The organism is Roseobacter sp. MED193 (assembly GCF_000152965.1).
Classification (GTDB): Bacteria; Pseudomonadota; Alphaproteobacteria; order Rhodobacterales; family Rhodobacteraceae; genus Pseudophaeobacter.
Map to the genome: position 1 here is coordinate 2,919,694 of NZ_CH902583.1, position 18,822 is coordinate 2,938,515.

Annotated in this window: 14 protein-coding genes, 2 tRNA genes, 2 rRNA genes and 1 pseudogene (1 of these 19 only partly in view); 14 read left to right on the forward strand and 5 right to left on the reverse strand. The window is 56.9% G+C overall.

Going from position 1 to position 18,822, the window contains the following annotated elements:
* The 4 genes from MED193_RS16425 to MED193_RS16440 form a co-directional block, all read left to right on the forward strand.
* Positions 1-10, forward strand: a tRNA-Ile gene (locus tag MED193_RS16425); it begins 67 nt to the left of the window's first position.
* Positions 11-445: 435 nt separating this feature from the next.
* A 23S ribosomal RNA gene (locus MED193_RS16430) occupies positions 446-3,273 on the forward strand.
* Positions 3,274-3,547: 274 nt separating this feature from the next.
* Positions 3,548-3,662: ribosomal RNA gene (rrf, locus tag MED193_RS16435) — 5S ribosomal RNA — on the forward strand.
* A 48-nt stretch (positions 3,663-3,710) separates the two neighbouring features.
* Positions 3,711-3,787, forward strand: a tRNA-Met gene (locus MED193_RS16440).
* Positions 3,788-3,969: 182 nt separating this feature from the next.
* On the opposite strand, the gene MED193_RS16445 is transcribed toward MED193_RS16440, so the two are convergent.
* Positions 3,970-4,419, reverse strand: a complete 450-nt coding sequence (locus MED193_RS16445; protein ID WP_009810881.1) for a type IV secretory system conjugative DNA transfer family protein — start codon at positions 4,417-4,419, stop codon at positions 3,970-3,972.
* A 329-nt stretch (positions 4,420-4,748) separates the two neighbouring features.
* On the opposite strand from MED193_RS16445, the gene MED193_RS16450 reads away from it, so the two are divergent.
* The 5 genes from MED193_RS16450 to MED193_RS16470 all read left to right on the forward strand — a co-directional run bounded on the left by MED193_RS16450 (position 4,749) and on the right by MED193_RS16470 (position 11,794).
* On the forward strand, positions 4,749-5,912 hold the full coding sequence (locus MED193_RS16450; RefSeq protein WP_009810882.1) for a hypothetical protein: 1,164 nt from the start codon (positions 4,749-4,751) through the stop codon (positions 5,910-5,912).
* 59 nt (positions 5,913-5,971) lie between these two features.
* Entirely contained in the window at positions 5,972-7,303 is a 1,332-nt protein-coding gene (locus MED193_RS16455) for a hypothetical protein (RefSeq protein WP_039966286.1), read from the forward strand.
* Between the two features lie 95 nt (positions 7,304-7,398).
* A complete protein-coding gene (locus MED193_RS16460; RefSeq protein WP_157041391.1) occupies positions 7,399-8,598 on the forward strand; it encodes a hypothetical protein in 1,200 nt (399 codons plus the stop codon).
* Positions 8,595-9,794: a trypsin-like serine protease gene (locus MED193_RS16465; protein WP_009810885.1), complete on the forward strand. Its 1,200-nt coding sequence runs from the start codon at positions 8,595-8,597 to the stop codon at positions 9,792-9,794. Before MED193_RS16460 ends, MED193_RS16465 begins: the two co-directional genes overlap by 4 nt.
* A complete protein-coding gene (locus MED193_RS16470; protein WP_009810886.1) occupies positions 9,791-11,794 on the forward strand; it encodes a caspase family protein in 2,004 nt (667 codons plus the stop codon). Before MED193_RS16465 ends, MED193_RS16470 begins: the two co-directional genes overlap by 4 nt.
* Before the next feature lie 444 nt (positions 11,795-12,238).
* Here MED193_RS16470 and MED193_RS16475 read toward each other — a convergent pair whose 3' ends face one another.
* From MED193_RS16475 to MED193_RS16490, 4 genes and pseudogenes are all read right to left on the reverse strand, one after another.
* Positions 12,239-13,510: a relaxase/mobilization nuclease domain-containing protein gene (locus tag MED193_RS16475; RefSeq protein ID WP_009810887.1), complete on the reverse strand. Its 1,272-nt coding sequence runs from the start codon at positions 13,508-13,510 to the stop codon at positions 12,239-12,241.
* Complete coding sequence (gene mobC / locus MED193_RS16480) at positions 13,507-13,887, reverse strand: plasmid mobilization relaxosome protein MobC (RefSeq protein ID WP_009810888.1); 381 nt, start codon at positions 13,885-13,887, stop codon at positions 13,507-13,509. The genes MED193_RS16475 and mobC overlap by 4 nt, the downstream gene beginning before the upstream one ends.
* Before the next feature lie 352 nt (positions 13,888-14,239).
* Positions 14,240-14,704, reverse strand: coding sequence for a preQ(1) synthase (gene queF, locus MED193_RS16485; RefSeq protein WP_009810889.1), 465 nt, complete (start codon positions 14,702-14,704; stop codon positions 14,240-14,242).
* A gap of 16 nt (positions 14,705-14,720) precedes the next feature.
* Positions 14,721-14,993: pseudogene (locus MED193_RS16490) on the reverse strand (7-carboxy-7-deazaguanine synthase QueE); the annotation flags it as partial.
* A 4-nt stretch (positions 14,994-14,997) separates the two neighbouring features.
* On the opposite strand from MED193_RS16490, the gene MED193_RS16495 reads away from it, so the two are divergent.
* From MED193_RS16495 to MED193_RS16515, 5 genes are all read left to right on the forward strand, one after another.
* The gene (locus MED193_RS16495; RefSeq protein ID WP_254655462.1) at positions 14,998-15,267 is read left to right on the forward strand and encodes an anthrone oxygenase family protein; all 270 of its coding nucleotides are present in this window, start codon (positions 14,998-15,000) and stop codon (positions 15,265-15,267) included.
* 219 nt (positions 15,268-15,486) lie between these two features.
* Complete coding sequence (locus MED193_RS16500) at positions 15,487-16,374, forward strand: LysR family transcriptional regulator (protein ID WP_009810892.1); 888 nt, start codon at positions 15,487-15,489, stop codon at positions 16,372-16,374.
* Positions 16,375-16,481: 107 nt separating this feature from the next.
* A complete protein-coding gene (gene wrbA / locus MED193_RS16505) occupies positions 16,482-17,105 on the forward strand; it encodes an NAD(P)H:quinone oxidoreductase (RefSeq protein ID WP_009810893.1) in 624 nt (207 codons plus the stop codon).
* Positions 17,105-17,743: a DsbA family protein gene (locus MED193_RS16510; RefSeq protein ID WP_039966288.1), complete on the forward strand. Its 639-nt coding sequence runs from the start codon at positions 17,105-17,107 to the stop codon at positions 17,741-17,743. The genes wrbA and MED193_RS16510 overlap by 1 nt, the downstream gene beginning before the upstream one ends.
* A 178-nt stretch (positions 17,744-17,921) precedes the next feature.
* On the forward strand, positions 17,922-18,821 hold the full coding sequence (locus MED193_RS16515) for an EamA family transporter (protein WP_009810895.1): 900 nt from the start codon (positions 17,922-17,924) through the stop codon (positions 18,819-18,821).
* Position 18,822 lies beyond the last annotated feature (1 nt).

Genomic DNA, 18,822 nt, shown 5'->3' on the forward strand with positions numbered 1-18,822 from the left:
CGACCCACCATTCCTTTGGGATGGTTCTGTCAGTTTGATCAGCAAGCACTTTCGAAGTGTTTGCTCATCCAACTGGATGAATTGATATCGTAAAGAGAGAAACAATCAACAACACTGTTGATCGCCCCGAGTGTGGGGATGATCTCAGAATGGTGCTGCGTGAGATCTTCGGATTTTGCAAAGCGAGCTTTGGAATACGTCTGTTTCCTCGGACGTCCCAGGGTCTGCCGCTCTGAAACGACAGAGTTGTCCAAGTCAAGTACACTAACCCGGTTCTAATTCCGCAAGGTTTTAGAGCCAATTGTGCTTTCTTCGGGTCTGCGACCGACATCACAGACCGTATCGAAGGAAGCGCGGGAAAGTATGCTTTTTGGTTCAGAGATTGTGGTCCAGCTACTTACCAGCGGCTGGATCCTGATAGTTTTGGCTATCTGTTTCTGGATCAGATCAAGCGCGAGAAGGGCGTTTGGTGAATGCCTTGGCAGTAAGAGGCGATGAAAGACGTGATACTCTGCGATAAGTCATGGGGAGCTGAGAATAAGCTTTGATCCATGAATTTCTGAATGGGGCAACCCACCTGAAAGTTCATTATTGTTACTTCGGTAGTCAATAATGTTCTTAACCAGGTACTTAAGACCTGAATACATAGGGTTTTAAGAGCAAACCCGGGGAACTGAAACATCTAAGTACCCGGAGGAAAGGAAATCAATTGATACTCCCCTAGTAGCGGCGAGCGAACGGGGACCAGCCGAGCCTTGAGTGTGAGAAGAACCTGTTGGGAAGCAGGACCATAGGGGGTGATAGTCCCGTATTCGAAACATGATAGGACGTATTAAGTAGGGCGGAACACGTGAAATTCTGTCTGAAGATCGGAGGACCACCTTCGAAGGCTAAGTACTCCTTACTGACCGATAGTGAACCAGTACCGTGAGGGAAAGGTGAAAAGCACCCCGACGAGGGGAGTGAAACAGTACCTGAAACCGAACGCCTACAATCAGTTGGAGGGCCCTTGCGGCCTGACAGCGTACCTTTTGTATAATGGGTCATCGACTTGGTCTCACGAGCAAGCTTAAACCGTTAGGTGTAGGCGCAGCGAAAGCGAGTCTTAATAGGGCGCATGAGTTCGTGGGATCAGACCCGAAACCGAGTGATCTAGGCATGGCCAGGTTGAAGGTGCAGTAACATGCACTGGAGGACCGAACCCACATCTGTTGAAAAAGATCGGGATGAGCTGTGCCTAGGGGTGAAAGGCCAATCAAACTCGGAGATAGCTGGTTCTCTGCGAAATCTATTTAGGTAGAGCGTCGTACGAATACCCCGGGGGGTAGAGCACTGGATGGGTAATGGGGACTCACCGTCTTACTGATCCTAACCAAACTCCGAATACCCGGGAGTACTATACGGCAGACACACTGCGGATGCTAACGTCCGTAGTGGAGAGGGAAACAACCCTGACCTCCAGCTAAGGCCCCTAATTCATGGCTAAGTGGGAAAGCAGGTGGGATGTCCAAAACAACCAGGAAGTTGGCTTAGAAGCAGCCATCTTTTAAAGATAGCGTAACAGCTCACTGGTCTAATTAAGACGTCCTGCGGCGAAGATGTAACGGGGCTCAAGCCATGAGCCGAAGCTGAGGATGCACATAGTGCATGGTAGCAGAGCGTAGTGTGACATAGTTCCATGTCTCCTTACCTACTTCGGTAGGATTGGAGACACGGAGCTTTCGATGAAGCGGGCGCGTGAGCGATCCCGTGGAGAGATCACTAGCGAGAATGATGACATGAGTAGCGACAAAGAGTGTGAGAGACACTCTCGCCGAAAGTCCAAGGGTTCCTGCTTAAAGCTAATCTGAGCAGGGTAAGCCGACCCCTAAGGCGAGGCCGAAAGGCGTAGTCGATGGGAACCAGGTTAATATTCCTGGGCCATGAGGTGGTGACGGATCTCGAAGGTAGTTCATCCTTATTGGATTGAATGGGCTGCTGAGAGGTTCCTGGAAATAGCCCCTCTATAAGATCGTACCCTAAACCGACACAGGTGGACTGGTAGAGAATACCAAGGCGCTTGAGAGAACGATGTTGAAGGAACTCGGCAAAATACCTCCGTAAGTTCGCGAGAAGGAGGCCCGGTTTCTAGGCAACTGGAAGCTGGGGGCACAAACCAGGGGGTGGCGACTGTTTATTAAAAACACAGGGCTCTGCGAAGTCGCAAGACGACGTATAGGGTCTGACGCCTGCCCGGTGCCTGAAGGTTAAAAGGAGGGGTGAGAGCTCTGAATTGAAGCCCAGGTAAACGGCGGCCGTAACTATAACGGTCCTAAGGTAGCGAAATTCCTTGTCGGGTAAGTTCCGACCTGCACGAATGGCGTAACGACTTCCCCGCTGTCTCCAACATCGACTCAGCGAAATTGAATTGCCTGTCAAGATGCAGGCTTCCCGCGGTTAGACGGAAAGACCCCGTGCACCTTTACTACAGCTTCGCACTGGCATCAGGATTGTGACGTGCAGGATAGGTGGTAGGCATCGAAACCGAGACGCTAGTCTCGGTGGAGCCTCCCTTGAGATACCACCCTTCGCACTCTTGATGTCTAACCGCGGTCCGTTATCCGGATCCGGGACCCTGCGTGGCGGGTAGTTTGACTGGGGCGGTCGCCTCCTAAAGCGTAACGGAGGCGCGCGAAGGTTGGCTCAGAGCGGTCGGAAATCGCTCGTTGAGTGCAATGGCAAAAGCCAGCCTGACTGCGAGACTGACAAGTCGAGCAGAGACGAAAGTCGGCCATAGTGATCCGGTGGTCCCGAGTGGAAGGGCCATCGCTCAACGGATAAAAGGTACGCCGGGGATAACAGGCTGATACTGCCCAAGAGTCCATATCGACGGCAGTGTTTGGCACCTCGATGTCGGCTCATCTCATCCTGGGGCTGGAGCAGGTCCCAAGGGTACGGCTGTTCGCCGTTTAAAGAGGTACGTGAGCTGGGTTTAGAACGTCGTGAGACAGTTCGGTCCCTATCTGCCGTGGGTGTAGGATACTTGAGAGGAGTTGCCCCTAGTACGAGAGGACCGGGGTGAACGAACCACTGGTGGACCAGTTGTCGTGCCAACGGCAGTGCTGGGTAGCTATGTTCGGACAGGATAACCGCTGAAGGCATCTAAGCGGGAAGCCCCCCTCAAAACAAGGTATCCCTGAGGGCCGAGGTAGACCACCTCGTCAATAGGCCAGAGATGTAAGCGTGGTAACACGTTCAGTTGACTGGTACTAATCGCCCGATTGGCTTGATCTGATCTAGTAATAGACAGCCAAGAACCAAATAAGCACCACATGAACTTGTGACATAACAAAGGTGCAGCAACGTGCATTTGCCCGGCAAATACACTGCCTGCTGCGTGACAGACTTTACTTGCGTAAAGTCGTCAGTGTTGATTGTTTCCCTGCGATCTTGGAAATGTCCTCGTGACATAACTGGGGTGCGGTCTCTCGGGCATTTGCGATGCAAATACCCTGCCGACCGCCAACCAAAAAAATCCAAGAACCGCAGGTTCTTGGATTTTTCTTGGTTTGGTGGCGATAGCGAGAGCAAAACACCCGGTCCCATCCCGAACCCGGAAGTTAAGTGCCTTTGCGCCAATGGTACTGCGGCTTAAGTCGTGGGAGAGTAGGTCACTGCCAAACCTAGTAAAATCCAAAAAATCTCTAAACGATATAAACTTCCGACACTGACGCGGGATGGAGCAGCCCGGTAGCTCGTCAGGCTCATAACCTGAAGGTCGTAGGTTCAAATCCTACTCCCGCAACCAGCTCTACTTGTAAAGTAGAGCCCACCGACAAAGCCCCTTCGGGGGCTTTTGTCGTTCTACCGCTAAGCTCTTGATGCACTGGTTGAAGTTTAGAAAGCTCCGCTGCAATGCGGACGCTTTCCGATGAAGTTGCAACCGACAGAATGCCTGCCAGATCGCCAATCAGATCAACCGTCAATTCTTCACCCGTCTCGTTGGGGGTGAGGACTACTTGGTCGATCATGGCGCGCAGATGCTGTGAGGCTTCTGCACGTGTCTCTGAGTTGTTCATGGTCTGTCAGGTAGGCCAGCAGCATGAACAGCCGAGTCTCGGCAAAGGGGTGGGTTCGGCTTGTCTCTTTGCCGCGTTCTTCCCGTTCGGTGATATCCACGTCACCGGGTTTGAGCCAATCCAGTGGATTGAAGCAGGCTGCATCAAACCCCTCGACATTGGCGATGTTCCAGGGATCGACGATTTGCACGTCCTGTCCCATCGCCATGCGGGCGGCTGCAGTGATCTTGGCGTTCTCTCCTTTCGGGTCGATGATTACGGTGGAGCCCTTGTAGGTCAGCAGGTTCGGGATGATCTGGGTGGTGCCTTTGCCCGAACGAGTGGGGGCAACGGTCAGGCAATGGCGGTCGCCCTTGGACAAAGAGCAAACGTGCGCTGCAGCGTGATGGGTGTACTCAGACGCGGAAATTTGCTGCCATTTGCCCGTACAACCCTAGCTCATGCAGACAGCTCCCCCGCTCGCAATGGCATATCCTTGTAGCGAAAGAACTTTGCGTTTTGTTCATTAGACGGAACACGAAAGAATAGTGGCTCGCAAATTTCGCCTTTTGCGCTATAATCCAAAATTATTTCACAGCCTGAGGTTGTTGCGACAGGGTCACATTTTGACGTGACCGCCCGACATTTAGTCTTTTTACCTTGTGTCGAGTCGCAATATATTGTGCGTATATCAATCCAAGGAGGTACCTAATGTGCTTAGACATTTTTCGTGCCAAGCTTTTGGCTAATAGTTTCCTTTCATTCGCGTCTGTAGCGGTGGCATTTTTGACCAGCGATGCGGTGCTTGCGCAAACGTCCATTGAAGAAACGAAGGCGGCGCTTAGCGCTGCAACTACGACGCTTGCCAGTTCACAGGCCAAACCCGACCAGATAACAAAAGAGCTTACAGCGCTGAAAGCTCAGATTGCTGAGATGGAGGAACGCAGCGCACCCGAAGCGCTGCGCGCAGACGCAGCATCGGTTCTGACGCTGGTTGAACTTTTACGCTATGCGCGCACTGATTCAAATGTAATAGACGCAATCGCCGATCTACGCAGTGCTCTGGCAATCTACGACGCACCGGACCCGGTTGGAACACTTGCGGTGTTGCGGACGCGGATTGAATCGCTTGACCCAGACAAAACCGTCCCGCCAACAGCCACTGGCGTCCAAGAGGCGCTTGTCAAGATTTTGGAAGAGGCGCTGGCGTTGGAGGCAAAGTTGCCGAATGCCGCCGCAGTCGCACGCGCCAAACATCTGGCGGATTTGATCGAAAGCCAAAAAAGCGCTTTGTTACAGTCGTCAGTTTCAACGGCTTTTGAAACACTAGCAATGGCTCTACCGCCGCTAATTTACCGCAAACCGGCCGAGGCTGCTGGCGCGCAAATCGATGCGCTGGAGGGTACGCTGACCGAGTTGAACGATGAAGCCAATGAAAACCTCGTCACCGCGAAAGGAGACAAACTGCGCTCGCTGGCTGTAAAGATTGACAAGGTCCTTGGGACCGCCGATCCGCGGCTGGTGATCGTGTCTGCCCGTTTTGGCGATTTCCGTCCCGGAGTTGACATCGGCCGGACCTGTAATGCTACAGCTCAGGTGCGTTCGAAATGCACAGGTAAGAATTCCTGCGTACTTGAGGCCGAATTCAGCGACGCCGATAAATTGTGTGGCTATAACCCAGCTCCGACTGCGCCGGAAGGTGCCCTGACACTGCGGGCGTCCTATGGCTGCGAGGCTGCAACACGCGCGGAATGGCTGGCTCTGATGGCCTATCCTGGCACCCTTTCTGACGATCGTGCGCCGACCCAAAGGATTTACCCAGGCCCGCTGGGCACAATTGCCTGCGCGCCTAACCGTCCGAGTGTTCTCGAATGATGCGCGGGCTGATTTTCGCGCTAGGGGTGTGCGGGGTGCTTGCCGCGTGCCAGACAGTCATGGAATCAAACGCAGTGGGTGTTGGGCAAGCAGGCAGCTGCGCGTCGCATCTGGGATCTTACCAGCTTGCGACCTCGCGACTGAAAATCACCGTCAGTGCAAGCGATGCCGAGGGCTCGGTCAAGACCTTTCTGGATGAGCTCGAGGCCGCACCGCGCGCGGATTCTAGCCGGATCTACTGCCTGAATCACCTCGCTTCTGGCACCGCCAATGACAAGGTCGTGGTGCGCCGCTCCAAGCGGGTGGATGACCAAGCTGCGTTCATTGACACCCCGCTTCGAACTAGGCGTGAGGCGTTGGCGAATGACGAAATCCCAGACGCGGTGGGCCAAGACACCAGCATGCTGCAGCTGATCTCAAGCCGAGCCATAGACCAGTCCGCGCTAATTGCGCGCAAATTTATCCGCACGGGAGTTGCGATCCACACCAACCGGGTTTCAAAAAGCTTGGGCACATTTTCCCTGCGCGCGGCCGGGGTGCCAGACAAACCAAAGTCATTCGAGATTGACCCGTTTAACCCTGTGAAAATGGCACAAATCAACATGGCCCTGCGCGATTTCGGCTATTGTGTTGCCTTCGGCAATTACACCGTCGCTGATACGTCGCCCGCGGGGCTTGCGCGCTATTGCAAAGACCCGCAGGGCACAACGCGCGCAGCCTATCCGCCGCGCGCCCGTATCGCGGCGCCCGAACCGCCTGCAAACAAGTCCCAAGGCGTGTTCTACCGTCCGCGTCAGCCCTATTCGGTCTATGTACTGGCTAATCCGGACCCATACGGACTAGGACAGTGGGCGCCCGTTGCTGTGCGTACAGTGGCAATGGAAAACCGCGCGCCTGTTCTGTCGGTGGGCGTGGACCGCGCGACCTTTGCTGCCCGTCAGACGGCGTTGGTGTTTGACAACGGCGCGTTGACCGATGTGTGTATGGCTAAGGGTTCCGAGGTTTTGGGCGCTATTGAAATCCCGATTGAACTGGTCAGCGGAATTGTACGCTCCCCGATTACCGCCATTCGGCAAGCCACTAATGTCGCAAGCGCCCGCGCGGAGCTGGCCAAGATCGAAACCACGGTCATTAAACTTCAAGAAGCGCAGATCGCGCTTGAGGCGGAACGCGCGACAACGGAGCAACAGGCTCTGCTGAATCAAGTCCGCGAGCGCAACGTAGATGCGCCGCTGGCCGGACCTATCAGCGATTTGTCCCCGCTGCAGATCGACACCAGCGATTTGGTCGCACCAACGACCGGACTGCAGAAGGGCGACAGGCTGCAGGACCTTTGCGCCAGTCTTTTTGCCGCAAGTGATTTCGCAGCAGCTCCGGCGGAAAGCCAATGATGCGGTGGCTCCTTTACAGTATTGCACTGTTATTCTTGGTCGGCTGTTCGGGTCCTTTGCAGACCGTGGGCAGCATTGGCGCCGGTGGGGTCTGCTTGGACGGCGACGGCGGCTATCAGATGCCGCAGCGGAACCTAGTCTTTGCTGTTACTGAAGAGACAAGCACTCAATTTGCTTTCAGTTATGAGCTTGGCGCAGCCATGGGTGATGATGGCGATGTCTACTGCTTGGCCTATCGGGGCTCGGGAACAGCCTCGGACCAAATCGCGCTGGACATCAAAGACGGCCTTTTGCAGCGGGTCTATTCCAAAACTATCGACCAGACAGTCGGCATCGCCGCGCGCGTGCGCGAAGGTTTGGCACAGGCTGCAGACCGGGAGTTCTCGCTGAACCTTGAAGGAAAGCCAAGCGTCCGGCAATTGGAGGTCGATCCCTTCGACCTAGAGGCAATGGTTTTTGCCAACGCGGCGCTGCGTCCTTATGGCTATTGCGTCTACCTTGATGCCTCAAACGACCCTTACGTGCCTCGGTGGTCAAATGCCCTTTGCCCGCAGCCCGGCTCAGCTGGTCAAGCCATGGCGGGAAGCTTTAGAGCCGGCGCGGACGGCAAACTGGGCAAAGGTGGGCTTTCCGACACTGACTTGGATGGAACGAATCTGCGATCCTTGACCACCGACCCGATCGACGGTGTGCTCTATAAGCCGAACCTAACCCATGACCTAGTCGTTCTGCGCAGCCAGGACCCCAGCGGTCTAGGGTCGTGGAAGCTTCATTCCGTTGCGCCCATTCGACTACCTAATGCGGCACCAACGCTGATCGCCCGGATCGACCGCGGCGCCTTTGTCACACGCGAAAGCGAGCTTGTGTTCGAAGACGGCGTGCTGGTCGATGCAGCGCTGGAAAAAACATCAGAGGTGAACGCGGTCGTCGACCTGACGATAGAGGTGTTCAACACAATCTTCTCGATCCCGGTCCAAATCCTAAAGCTTGAAGCCAATGAGGCCGCGAACCGTCAAGGCCTCATCGCCGCAAACGCGCAGCTTTTGGAGGAAACGCGCAATTACCGCGAAGCGCTTGAGTCGCTTGACGCGACCGAGAAGGAGATCGTCGAAGAGCAAGCGGTCGAGGCGCTGGAGGCGCGCCTAACAAAAGCATGCGAAGAGGGCATTCAAAATGAAGGCGATGACGAAGACTATCAATCACGCGTTACAAGCTGCTTGTTAGAGGCCAAAAAATGCGCTCCGGAAGATGAGTCGTGTATCGCGGAAGCTGTCAGGGAAGCTGATTCACTATGACTCGCACAGCGCTCAACCTTTTCCTGTGCTTGGCTCTTGCCCTGCCCATATCCACAGCGGCCCAAGACTTTGCGATCTCGGATCGAGCCAGCGCTGAAGAGCAGGCGATGCTAGAGGCGCTGATTGCGCGCGCAGAAGAGGCCTCAGGCGCGGGCACGCCGGACTATGACCCGAGCGTCTACTACGCGACGTTAGAGACCGGGCTTATGCGCCTGATGGGCCAAGCCGGTGCCGAAGCGCGCAGCGCAAGCGTCCTGTCACTGGATCCATCGACCATCCATGCCAGCGATGCTGCCATCGAACGGGTCAGCGACGACACGGAATTACAAGACTCACTAAACCAGATTGTCGAACGCATCCGCGCAGGCCTGCGCGTCATTGGCGGGCAGACAGCCAAGGCGGGCCAGTTTACCAGTGCGGTAGCATTGGTTTCTGGGAACAACAACACAGGCTGCAGCGGCGTAGTGATCGAAGCGGGCTGGATCCTGACCGCGGCGCATTGTTACTGCGATTTTCGGCTAGACCAAGACCGTGTCGTTCGGGCGGTCTTTGCCAATCCCGTGATCACCCAATCTACTGATGATGCGTTCGTCCTGAAGGGCGAGATGATGGATGACGATTTCTGCGACAAACGGGACAGTGGATCGATCTGCTCACCAGACCTCGCGCTATTGCGTTACACGGTGACGGACACGCCCGATTACGTTATCCCTGCCAAGATTGCCGATGCCGCTGAGGCCGCGGCCCATGTCGCTGTAGGGGGGACGCGCGGTTCTCTCCTCGTAGGCTTTGGCGCGACTCGGCCGCAGTCCTCTACTTCCGGGGTGGGGGCCCCGTGGAGCCCACAGCGCGCCAACCCAAAAACTTGGGGCCTGATCCCCCGGGTTTTGTCCTGCAAAAAGGCAAAATCCTGCACAGCAGGTAACGACCCCCGCGGCTGCGCCTTGGATATTGATGTCGAAATGATGGACGCCACTGCCCGGACTCCTGGCGACGTGACCGATGCCTGCCACGGGGATAGCGGAGGGCCAGTCTACTTACCCCGCTCTGCAACCGACAACCCGCGCATCTTTGCCATCACCTCTCGCGCGGCGGATCAGAATGGGCACTGCGGCGAAGGTGCGATTTACCCCAAAGTCTACACGCAAAGCGTGCGAAATTGGATTGATGATGCCAAAGGGAGGCTTTCGCAATGACGCAAGTCCAAGCAAAGCTGTATACCGTTCTGATGGCGACCTTGGTTTGGGCAGCGGCTGCGCCTGTGGGCCATGCTCAAGACACTGGCCTCTGCGGTGACCTGGAAAACTGCTGCGATTATGCCATTAACGACCAATGCAGCGCTGCCCAGTATACGGGGGACCGACTATCATTGGTTGTAGGTGTCGACCTCTATGACACCGGGATCGCACAGATTTACTACAACGACTTGCAGAATGCTGTGAATGACGCGCGCGAGATCGGAAAAGTGATGTCCGCATCTGGGGTCCAGACGCGTTTTGTCTTCAACCCTAGCCTTGCCAAGCTTAACCGGGAGCTATTGACGCTCGCGCTTCATGTTGGCGAACGCGAAGACTATGTGCGTGCCAGCGGATACGATGAGAGGCCATTCGTCAAAGTCTATTTTGCCGGACATGGTCTGCGTGGTGAGGACGCACGCGACTACCTGATCCTTCCGATTACACAGCCCGGCTTTACTGCTCGCGATGACTATCTTTTGGCGACAGATGCGGTAGCGGGCTACTTTTCTGGGCTTAAACAGTTCGACTTCACCTTTGTATTTGACGCTTGCCGCACCTTTGTCAGTCTGCCAGCCGATAGCCACAGCGCCGGACGCGGTGTCGGGCGGGCATTTGGATCGCCAAACTTTTTCAACGCAAATGTCAGTCAATACATGACGGTGTTATCAACCTCGCCGCTGACCGCGGCCAGCGATGTAGCTCCCGATCGCGACGACATGGGACTGTTTGCACGTTACTTTACCTACTTCCTGTCGAAACCCGGACTACAATTCGCGGACGTCGTGGCGCTGACCGGCTGGTTTGTCAAAGCAGCCAATCCCGGGCAGGAACCGGTGACCAACAGTTCTCCCGCGCCGGGGATCAACGGACGGCGGCTGACCGATGTAGCGGGCACAGATACCTGCAGCATGGCTGAGTTGACGCTGTTTGACGAGTTGAAGAATGCGCAAATGTGCGGTACCTATTCGCCCGGCCAAAATCGCGCTTGCGTTAACCGCATAGCAACGGTCCTGATCCAGGGCGCGGCCGCAGAAGGCATTGATTTGAAGAGGCTTTTGCAGAAATGCCCAATCCTGGAAGAAAGCCTAGCTCTTTTGGATTCGGATGACCTAATAGTATCCGCGTCGGAGACTCTGGAACCGTTAATTTCGGAACGCGCAAACGCTCCCCTCCCTACGATCCGCGCGGACTTTCTGATGCCCGGCAGCATCGCGCTTGATGGCAGCTCATATGCTGGTTCACCAGGCTGGAACAACTCGACTGCCCCAGAGCGCCACGCACTGACCTCGCTTTACGCTTTTGCAGGCCAAGGCCAGTCGGCCCAGGCCTATCTTGGCACTCGAGGCAGCGCGCTTTTAAACCCGCCGAGCTTGAGTGACACAACCCGATTTGGCAATCTCAGCGACAGCGTTGAACGCTTGGCTGGCGTTCCTATCGAAGTACCTGGCACACTTGATATTCTTCGCGCGCCCAGCCCGGATGCCGACCGGATCTTTGAACGCCTGCCGAGGGGCGGAACCGCGCGTCTAGATTGCGTCAATGTTCAATGTGACGGTGAATTTTTAGGCATCACAGTTTACAATGATCGTGGCGGTTTGGTCCGAGGCTTTGTTGCGGCCGAAGAACTGTATGCTAAAGCAATTCCACCGGCGGAGGCAGAACGGTATCTGGTAAGGTTTGAGGATGGCGTCTTTGATCCTCGCGCCGATCAGATCGACGCGCTGGCCGATGTGCTGCGTAGCGCGCCTTTGGATGCCACGGTCGCAATTTGGTCGGTACAGTCGCAAGGGTCGACCAATGAATTTTTTGAGACCCGCATCCGGACCGAACGCGTTCTAGAACAGCTGGAAGCTCTAGTGCCTGAACAGACGAATCTGCGCAACCGCGTGTCCGAGCTAACGTTGGCAGAATCGGGATTTGGACCGGACGCGTTTGTTGTCGAGCTGATCTACAACTAATCACGTCGGACAGGGAAGGAAATTTGCGCTTTTTTCAGAGAGCGTCGAAACCTTGAAACGTGCCGCCAAGATTTGTGAAATTCATGACCTCAATACAAAGTGTGCATAGCTAGTTGGCTTTTGTTGATGGTGGCTCTATGCCACGACCTGTGAACTCCTCGCCAAAACTTCGCGGTACCATAAACGAATGGCGGCGATCTCTTCCGCCGCGCAGCATTGATTATCGAGCACTGGCAGCAATTTCCGCGCTGCGCGCGCTCGCAGCGAGAATACTGAATGCACAGGTTGGGCTCCGACGGTGAATTCGCCGCGCCGCACTTGAAGGGCAGCTATCCCGCAAGCGGTCTCCAATCGACGGGTTATCGGTCTGCCTTGCTAAGACTGCCGTATCAGTAATGTGAGAACGTAGTACGCAATCACTTGAGATTATGCTGAAAACCGCTGTTACCTTGAAAGCCCGCGTGTGCGCCTGCGCTGGCGATCTCTCTGCAACTGGTGCGGATCGCGGAGCCTGCGCAAGCTGGCGATGACATTGCGCATCATGATGTGGCGGTCTTTTTTCTGATCCTCGCGGAGCGTCTGCATCCTTTTCTGCAGTTTCTTGCGTTCTTTCATCTGGGCAATCACCAGCCGGTCCCGTTGGGCCTGATCCCGTTTGGCGCATCTGTAGGACTCGCGCTCATTCTTGCTTCGGGTGAGTTTGGCGGCTCCCGTCAGGCGGTCAAAGAGGCCGCGCAATCCTTTGTTGAGCTTGGCGGACCGGGCCTTTGTTTCTTCCTGCCAGCGTTTGGCCTGTCCCTCTTTCAGTTTTTGCCGTTCGCGGCGGTGCTCTGCCTTCAGGACGCGGTGCTCTGAACTCAGCGGTTCGCGGGCCTGAGCTTGGTTGGATTTGATCTCCTCAATATAGCCGCGCATCTGCTGGGTGATTTTGCGATTCAATTCCGCACGGGTCTCGAGAACCGAGGGCAGCGACCCCGGATCACCAAAACGGGCCTTCACCTCTTTGGCTTTCATTCCAGCCCACTTGGGGATCGAGTAGACATTCCCGTCCACGTCCAGGGCGACAAAGCCGCGCCGGTCGCCTTGGGCCAGGAAGTACCCCCGCTCTTCCAAGGCATTTTTGAAACCGACCTGACTGTCTGATCTTTCCCAGGCGGCTTGAAACAGCTGTTTGATCTCTCTGGGATCAATGCCGATGCGCTTGGCCTGCTGCCACTCAGCAAGGGTGAAATTCAACGGGCTCTTTGCGCCATAACTTTGCAGCCCTTTGGGCAGTTCCCAGCCATGATCGAGAAACAGATCGCGCGACATGTCGCGCAGTTTGTTTTTAAAGTGCGGTAGATTGATTGCTTTCAGCTCTTCCCCGTTAATTCGGGACCAGACAACATGGGCATGGCGTCTTCCCTCTTTCTCATGGATGACAATGGCCCGGGGCTGGCCGCCAAGGCCAAGCTGGTCTTCGATGCGCTCTGCAGCATTCAGACATTGCTCTTCGCTGGCGACATGATCCTGGGGCGGGTTCAAACTGAGAGAGAACAGATACTGGCGGCAACGCGTTGCTTTGGAAATTGCATAGGCTTCAGCAAAGGCGCCATGCAGATCCTCTGCCATGAACCCGCGTGTTTCCAGCAGCTCAATGTGATCATTGTCGAGGCTATTTGTCAGATGGTCTGCCAGAGCGGCAGCACCTGAACGCTGGGAAGCTTTGAGGATCATGATTTTGCCCCCAGCGCCTGCAGCAAGGTGCTGCGTATCCAGGTAACTTCAGTGGCAGCGGCTTTCAAGTCGCTGTCCAAATCGGGATCAACAATCAGAGTTCCTTGGTTCAGGTGTTTGGCAATCTGATTGAGATTGCTGGCCATGCGGGAAGCACCGAGATGGGCAAGCAGTTCTGCCAGTAACTTTGCATCCAGCTCCGGTGTTTGGCGGCGCGATCGGTAGCGCGGTGCATTGTCAGTAAAGACAATAGACTTGATGTAACCGGCCAAAGACAGACAGCCCGCGCGCTGTTCCAGCAGCGCGCGTTCCTCTGCCGTGAGGCGGATGGACAATGGAGGAATGCGTTTTGATTGTGTGCTCTGTGCCTGATCCATTGCTGCCCATTAGGGGAATGTCAGCGTTGGCAGACCCAGCAGAGCATCATAATCGATCTCTGTCTTTGGCCGCTGTACCGCTGATAAATCCCATGCTGCGTGCAACAAGGAGCGCTTACGGCGGGCCCCCGCAACCAGCGCTGCTTGCGCTGGCGTCAGAGGAAATTCCGGATCCGGCAAGCCGCGCTTAAAGCGAGCTCCCGCAACCAGGTCGGAACGGCCTGCAGCATAACCCTTCGAGACCGTTTCTTTGTGACCCTGACTCAGACTGGCTCTGTTAACATGGCCGACATTGGAAGTTCGCCGCGAGGTGCTCCAATGTCGGCAATAGCCAGGGCCAGTTTTGTAGTTTTCAGCCCCTACCCCGATAGGGAGGAACACCTTGATCTGGGATCCAAACCCCTTCTGGCACGGGCCCTGTTTGCCAGAAAACATCGATCGGGATACCTCCGCGCGGATACCAGTAGCCCCCAATCCGCAGCCATTGCGGATCTAAGAAATCGGCCAGGCGCCGGGCAATGGAGATGGTGCAATCCTCATGGAAAGCGCCATGGTTACGAAAGGAGGTCAGGTAAAGCTTGAGAGATTTTGACTCGATTAGCCAGGGCCCTGGAACATAGTCGATAACAAGATGGGCAAAGTCTGGCTGACCGGTCATCGGGCACAGCGAAGTGAACTCGGGTGCGGTGAAACGCACGTTATAGGCCACATCGGCCTGAGGGTTGGGCACCCGCTCCAATTCAGCCTCTTCGGGGCTGGTGGGGATGCGGGTTTCGCCGCCCAGCTGCTTGAGATTACTGTAGATGTCTTCAGACATGGAAGTCTCCTTCTGGTCAGACGCCACGCTTATTGCCCCAAATCAGGACATGAAGCCGCGGCAGAATACGGGGGGCGAACCAGCCATCGGCCATCGCCTTGGCAGTGAGCCAGCCCAGCCGGTCAGTCAGAGCGTGCAGATCAACCGGTATGTCTGGCTCGACCTCCGGGTTGCCAGGCTGAAGGTAGAGCGGAAGGTCGCTGTAACGCGCATGGACCTCTTGTGCCCATTGGTAGTCAGCCTCGTCAAAAATCACGATTTTCATAACCTGCTGGCGCGCGCGGGAGCCAAGCTTGCGACCCGCCGGAACGCTGATCATGCTGGCTGGGCTGGTCTATCTTGTCGGCTGTTTCGGCGTGACCGTCTTCTTCAATGTCCCGATGAATGAGGCCTTGGCGGGAATGGAGATGTCGTCCGACAGCACCCGTGAGTACTGGCTTCGGACCTATGTTCCCCGGTGGACGTTCTGGAATTCTGTGCGGGCCGTCGCCTGTATCGTATCAGCCGCAATGCTTCTCTTCGGGCTGTTCTGGATGATCCAGATCCAAACACAACCGGCGTGATGCGGGCTCAAAGCCGATAGGCCCGCGCCGTCCGGTATGGCCCACCAATCACTTTTCACTTTGCAATCAAAAATCGCGAGTTCCGCAAAGCGGTCATTCTCTGCGACTTGAAGAATGTGCTACTCTGGGCTCGGTACCGACCAACGCCGCATTCATGGCATTCCTCGACTCGATGGCCCGCATAATGCGACGTCTCACTCAAACTGATCGAAAGCAACAATGGACAAGCTCTCCGTCATGAACGCCTTCCGCCGTATTGTCGAGCGTGGCAGCTTTGCGCGTGCGGCGGAGGATCTGCGTGTGTCACCCGCCCTTCTCAGCCGTGAGATCAAGCTTTTGGAGGAGAGCCTGGGCACGGTATTGCTCACTCGCACGACCCGTTCGATGTCACTCACCGATGCCGGTCAGCTCTTCTATGACGAAGCTTCAGGGATTCTTGATGCCGTATTCCAGGTCGAGACCCGCATCCGTGACGGCGCCGGGGAAATACGCGGTCATCTCAAGGTGAACGCTTCCAGTTCCTTCGGTCAGACCGTCATTGCGCCGATCCTGCCCGGGTTATTCGACGCCTATCCCGACCTACGTCTGACGCTGTCGCTGGACGACCGGGTGATCGACATGGTGGAGGGCGGCTTTGATGTTTCCATTCGGATTCGGGCGGCCATGCCGGATTCCGCGCTTGTGGCGCGCAAGCTGGGGAGGACGCGGCAACAGGTTTTTGCCGCGCCGTCTTACCTGGAAAGTGTCGGTGCTCCGCAAAAGCCGCAGGACGTTGTCAATCACCGTGTCATCGGTTTTTTGCTTGCCGATCATCTCTCCGCCTGGACCCTTCATAGTCCGTCAGAAACAGTGACCGTGGATCTTGATCCACCCATCCGCGTCGGCAACAGCCTTGTCCTGCGCGATCTGCTGATCGCCGGCCAGGGCATCGGCACCTTGCCGGATTTCGTTTCAAAGGATGCGGTCGCGCGCGGTGAGCTGGTCCGCGTGCTGCCCGATTGGGAACTGCCTGCACCGGAAATCTACGCGGTGACGGCCTCGCGTCTCGGTATGGATGCGAAGGTCACGGCGTTTCTCGATCATCTGTGCGAGGCGCTGCGCCCCTGACATTCTTCAACCCACGTAAAGAGTGAAGTGAAAGCGGGCCGGTTATTCCGGACCGCCTCATCCGCGATCTTCTCAGGTGACGAAACCCATATCTTTGAGAGGATCCCATGACCCGTGTTCTTGTTCTTTACTATTCCAGCTACGGCCATGTGCGCGCACTTGCCGAGGCTGAGGCCGAAGGCGCACGTTCGGTGCCCGGCACCCATGTCGATTTGCGGCGCGTGCCTGAAACCCTGCTTGCAGATATCCGGCAGAAGGCCGGATTCGCAGCGGATGAAACGCCAGCTGCGACCCCTGCTGATCTAGAAGATTATGACGCTATTATCTTCGGCACCCCAACGCTGTTCGGCATGATGGCCGGCCAGATGAAATCGTTCCTCGATCAAGCAGGCGGCCTGTGGGCGCGGAATGCGCTGGTTGGCAAGGTCGCGGCCGTCTTTGCCTCCACTGGCTCGCAGCATGGTGGTCATGAGGCAACGCTGCTGTCGACCCAGATCCCGCTTCAGCACTTCGGAATGCTGATCGCAGGCATGCCCTACACGTTTGCTGGTCAGAAGACGGGCGAGGAAATCGTAGGCGGCGCACCTTATGGTGCCGGCACCATCGCCGGGGCCGACGGGTCGCGCACACCGTCCGAGACCGACCTTGCAGGCGCGCACTTCCAAGGCGCGCACGTCGCCCGGATCGCCGCGCGCCTGTCGGGGGTAGATTGGCAAGAGGAGGCCGCGTGATGGCGTCCCTTACCATAGATTTCTTCCACGACGTCGTGTGCTGCTGGTGCTTCAACATCTCGTCGCGGATGCGTGACCTTACCGACGAGTTCGACCTCGACATCCGGCACCGGACCTTCGTGCTGCAGGCCAGCCGAGCCGAGATGGCCTCGCGTTGGGGCACGCCAGAGCAAGCCCGCGAGACAATCCTGGGTCATTGGGAGGTGTGCCGACAGGTCAGCGACCGGCCCGAGTTGGTCGACATCGAGGCAATGCGCGCGGCTCCGTTCGATTATCCGCATGGGCTGACCGCTGCCGTTGGCTGCAAAGCGGCCGAGCGTATCAGCGGACAGGCCGCCCATTGGGACATGTTTGACCGGCTTCAGCGCGCGCATTTGACCGAGGCACGCAATATTGCCGACCCCGAGGTCGTGCGGAACGCGGCCCGCGAGATTGGCTTGGCACCCAAGCGTTTCGCAGAGATCTTTGATGATCCGGCGACGGTTCAGGCAGTTGAGGCCGACCGTCAACGCGCCCGGTTGCTCCAGGTTCAGTCCGTTCCCACACTCATCATCCGGGAAACCGGGGCGCGTCTGGTCAATGGGCCACGCGAAGACCTTGCCGCACAAATCCATGCCGCAATGCGGCTCCTGGCCTGAAAGGAGACCGACATGAAACCCCTGCTGATCCGACTGTTCAAACCATTGCGGTTGCCGCACCCTTCGCGCTGCGATCTGTAACCTCACCTGCGCCGGGATATGGGGCTGCCCCTATGTCCCTAGCGTCTGCAGCTGAAAATCCACACCCTGTGGTAATCCGCCAAAAAGGAGCATCGCTATGTCCCGCTCGACTGACATCTTCCTGACCGCCCTTGCGCCAGCTGTCTGGGGCAGCACTTACCTGGTCACCACCGAAGCCCTGCCGGAGGGCTACCCAATCACGCTGGCTGCGTTGCGCGCACTGCCCGCCGGACTGCTGCTTTTGGCAGTGACACGTTGCCTGCCACCACGCGCCTGGCTGGGGCGAACCTTTCTCTTGGGTAGCTTCAACTTCGCGCTGTTCTGGGTGCTGCTTTTCGTGGCTGCCTACCGGCTGCCGGGCGGCGTGGCGGCGACCTTGGGGTCATTGCAGGCGATGATCGTGATTTTCATGGCGCGCGGCTGGCTGGGCACACCGATCCGGGCCTGTGCGGTGATCGCCGCAGCGGTAGGGGTACTTGGCGTTGCATTGCTTCTGGTCAGTCCCGAGGCGCGTCTGGACCCAATCGGCATCGCCGCCGGTGTCGGCGGAGCCGCCTCGATGGCAGCAGGCACCGTGCTTAGCCGAAAATGGCAACCACCGGTGTCTGCTCTCAGCTTCACCGCCTGGCAGTTGACGGCGGGTGGCCTGATCCTCTTGCGATTGGCGTTGATCACCGAACCGCCGTTACCGTCCCTGACGGCAACCAACCTCGCCGGGCTGGTATGGCTTGGTCTCATTGGGGCCGCGGCAACCTATGCGCTTTGGTTCCGGGGCGTGGCGCGGATCGAGCCTGGAGCCGTTGCCATGCTGGGCATGATGAGCCCGGTGACCGCAGTGGTTCTTGGCTGGGTCTGGCTGGGCCAGTCGCTGTCGCTGGTTCAGTTCCTCGGCGCCGTGATCGTTCTTGGTTCGGTCTGGGCTGGACAATGGGCGAACCAACCGCAGACGCTGCAGAAGATCCGCTCGGCCCGACAACATACCAAGGCCGTCGCCTGAC

Excerpts from the sequence above, each read along its gene's own strand:
- MED193_RS16450 (WP_009810882.1), top strand. The coding sequence starts at position 4,749 with ATGTGCTTAGACATTTTTCGTGCCAAGCTTTTGGCTAATAGTTTCCTT.
- MED193_RS16455 (WP_039966286.1), top strand. The coding sequence starts at position 5,972 with ATGGAATCAAACGCAGTGGGTGTTGGGCAAGCAGGCAGCTGCGCGTCG.
- MED193_RS16465 (WP_009810885.1), top strand. The coding sequence starts at position 8,595 with ATGACTCGCACAGCGCTCAACCTTTTCCTGTGCTTGGCTCTTGCCCTG.
- MED193_RS16470 (WP_009810886.1), top strand. The coding sequence starts at position 9,791 with ATGACGCAAGTCCAAGCAAAGCTGTATACCGTTCTGATGGCGACCTTG.
- MED193_RS16475 (WP_009810887.1), bottom strand. The coding sequence starts at position 13,510 with ATGATCCTCAAAGCTTCCCAGCGTTCAGGTGCTGCCGCTCTGGCAGAC.
- mobC (WP_009810888.1), bottom strand. The coding sequence starts at position 13,887 with ATGGATCAGGCACAGAGCACACAATCAAAACGCATTCCTCCATTGTCC.
- queF (WP_009810889.1), bottom strand. The coding sequence starts at position 14,704 with ATGTCTGAAGACATCTACAGTAATCTCAAGCAGCTGGGCGGCGAAACC.
- MED193_RS16500 (WP_009810892.1), top strand. The coding sequence starts at position 15,487 with ATGGACAAGCTCTCCGTCATGAACGCCTTCCGCCGTATTGTCGAGCGT.
- wrbA (WP_009810893.1), top strand. The coding sequence starts at position 16,482 with ATGACCCGTGTTCTTGTTCTTTACTATTCCAGCTACGGCCATGTGCGC.
- MED193_RS16510 (WP_039966288.1), top strand. The coding sequence starts at position 17,105 with ATGGCGTCCCTTACCATAGATTTCTTCCACGACGTCGTGTGCTGCTGG.
- MED193_RS16515 (WP_009810895.1), top strand. The coding sequence starts at position 17,922 with ATGTCCCGCTCGACTGACATCTTCCTGACCGCCCTTGCGCCAGCTGTC.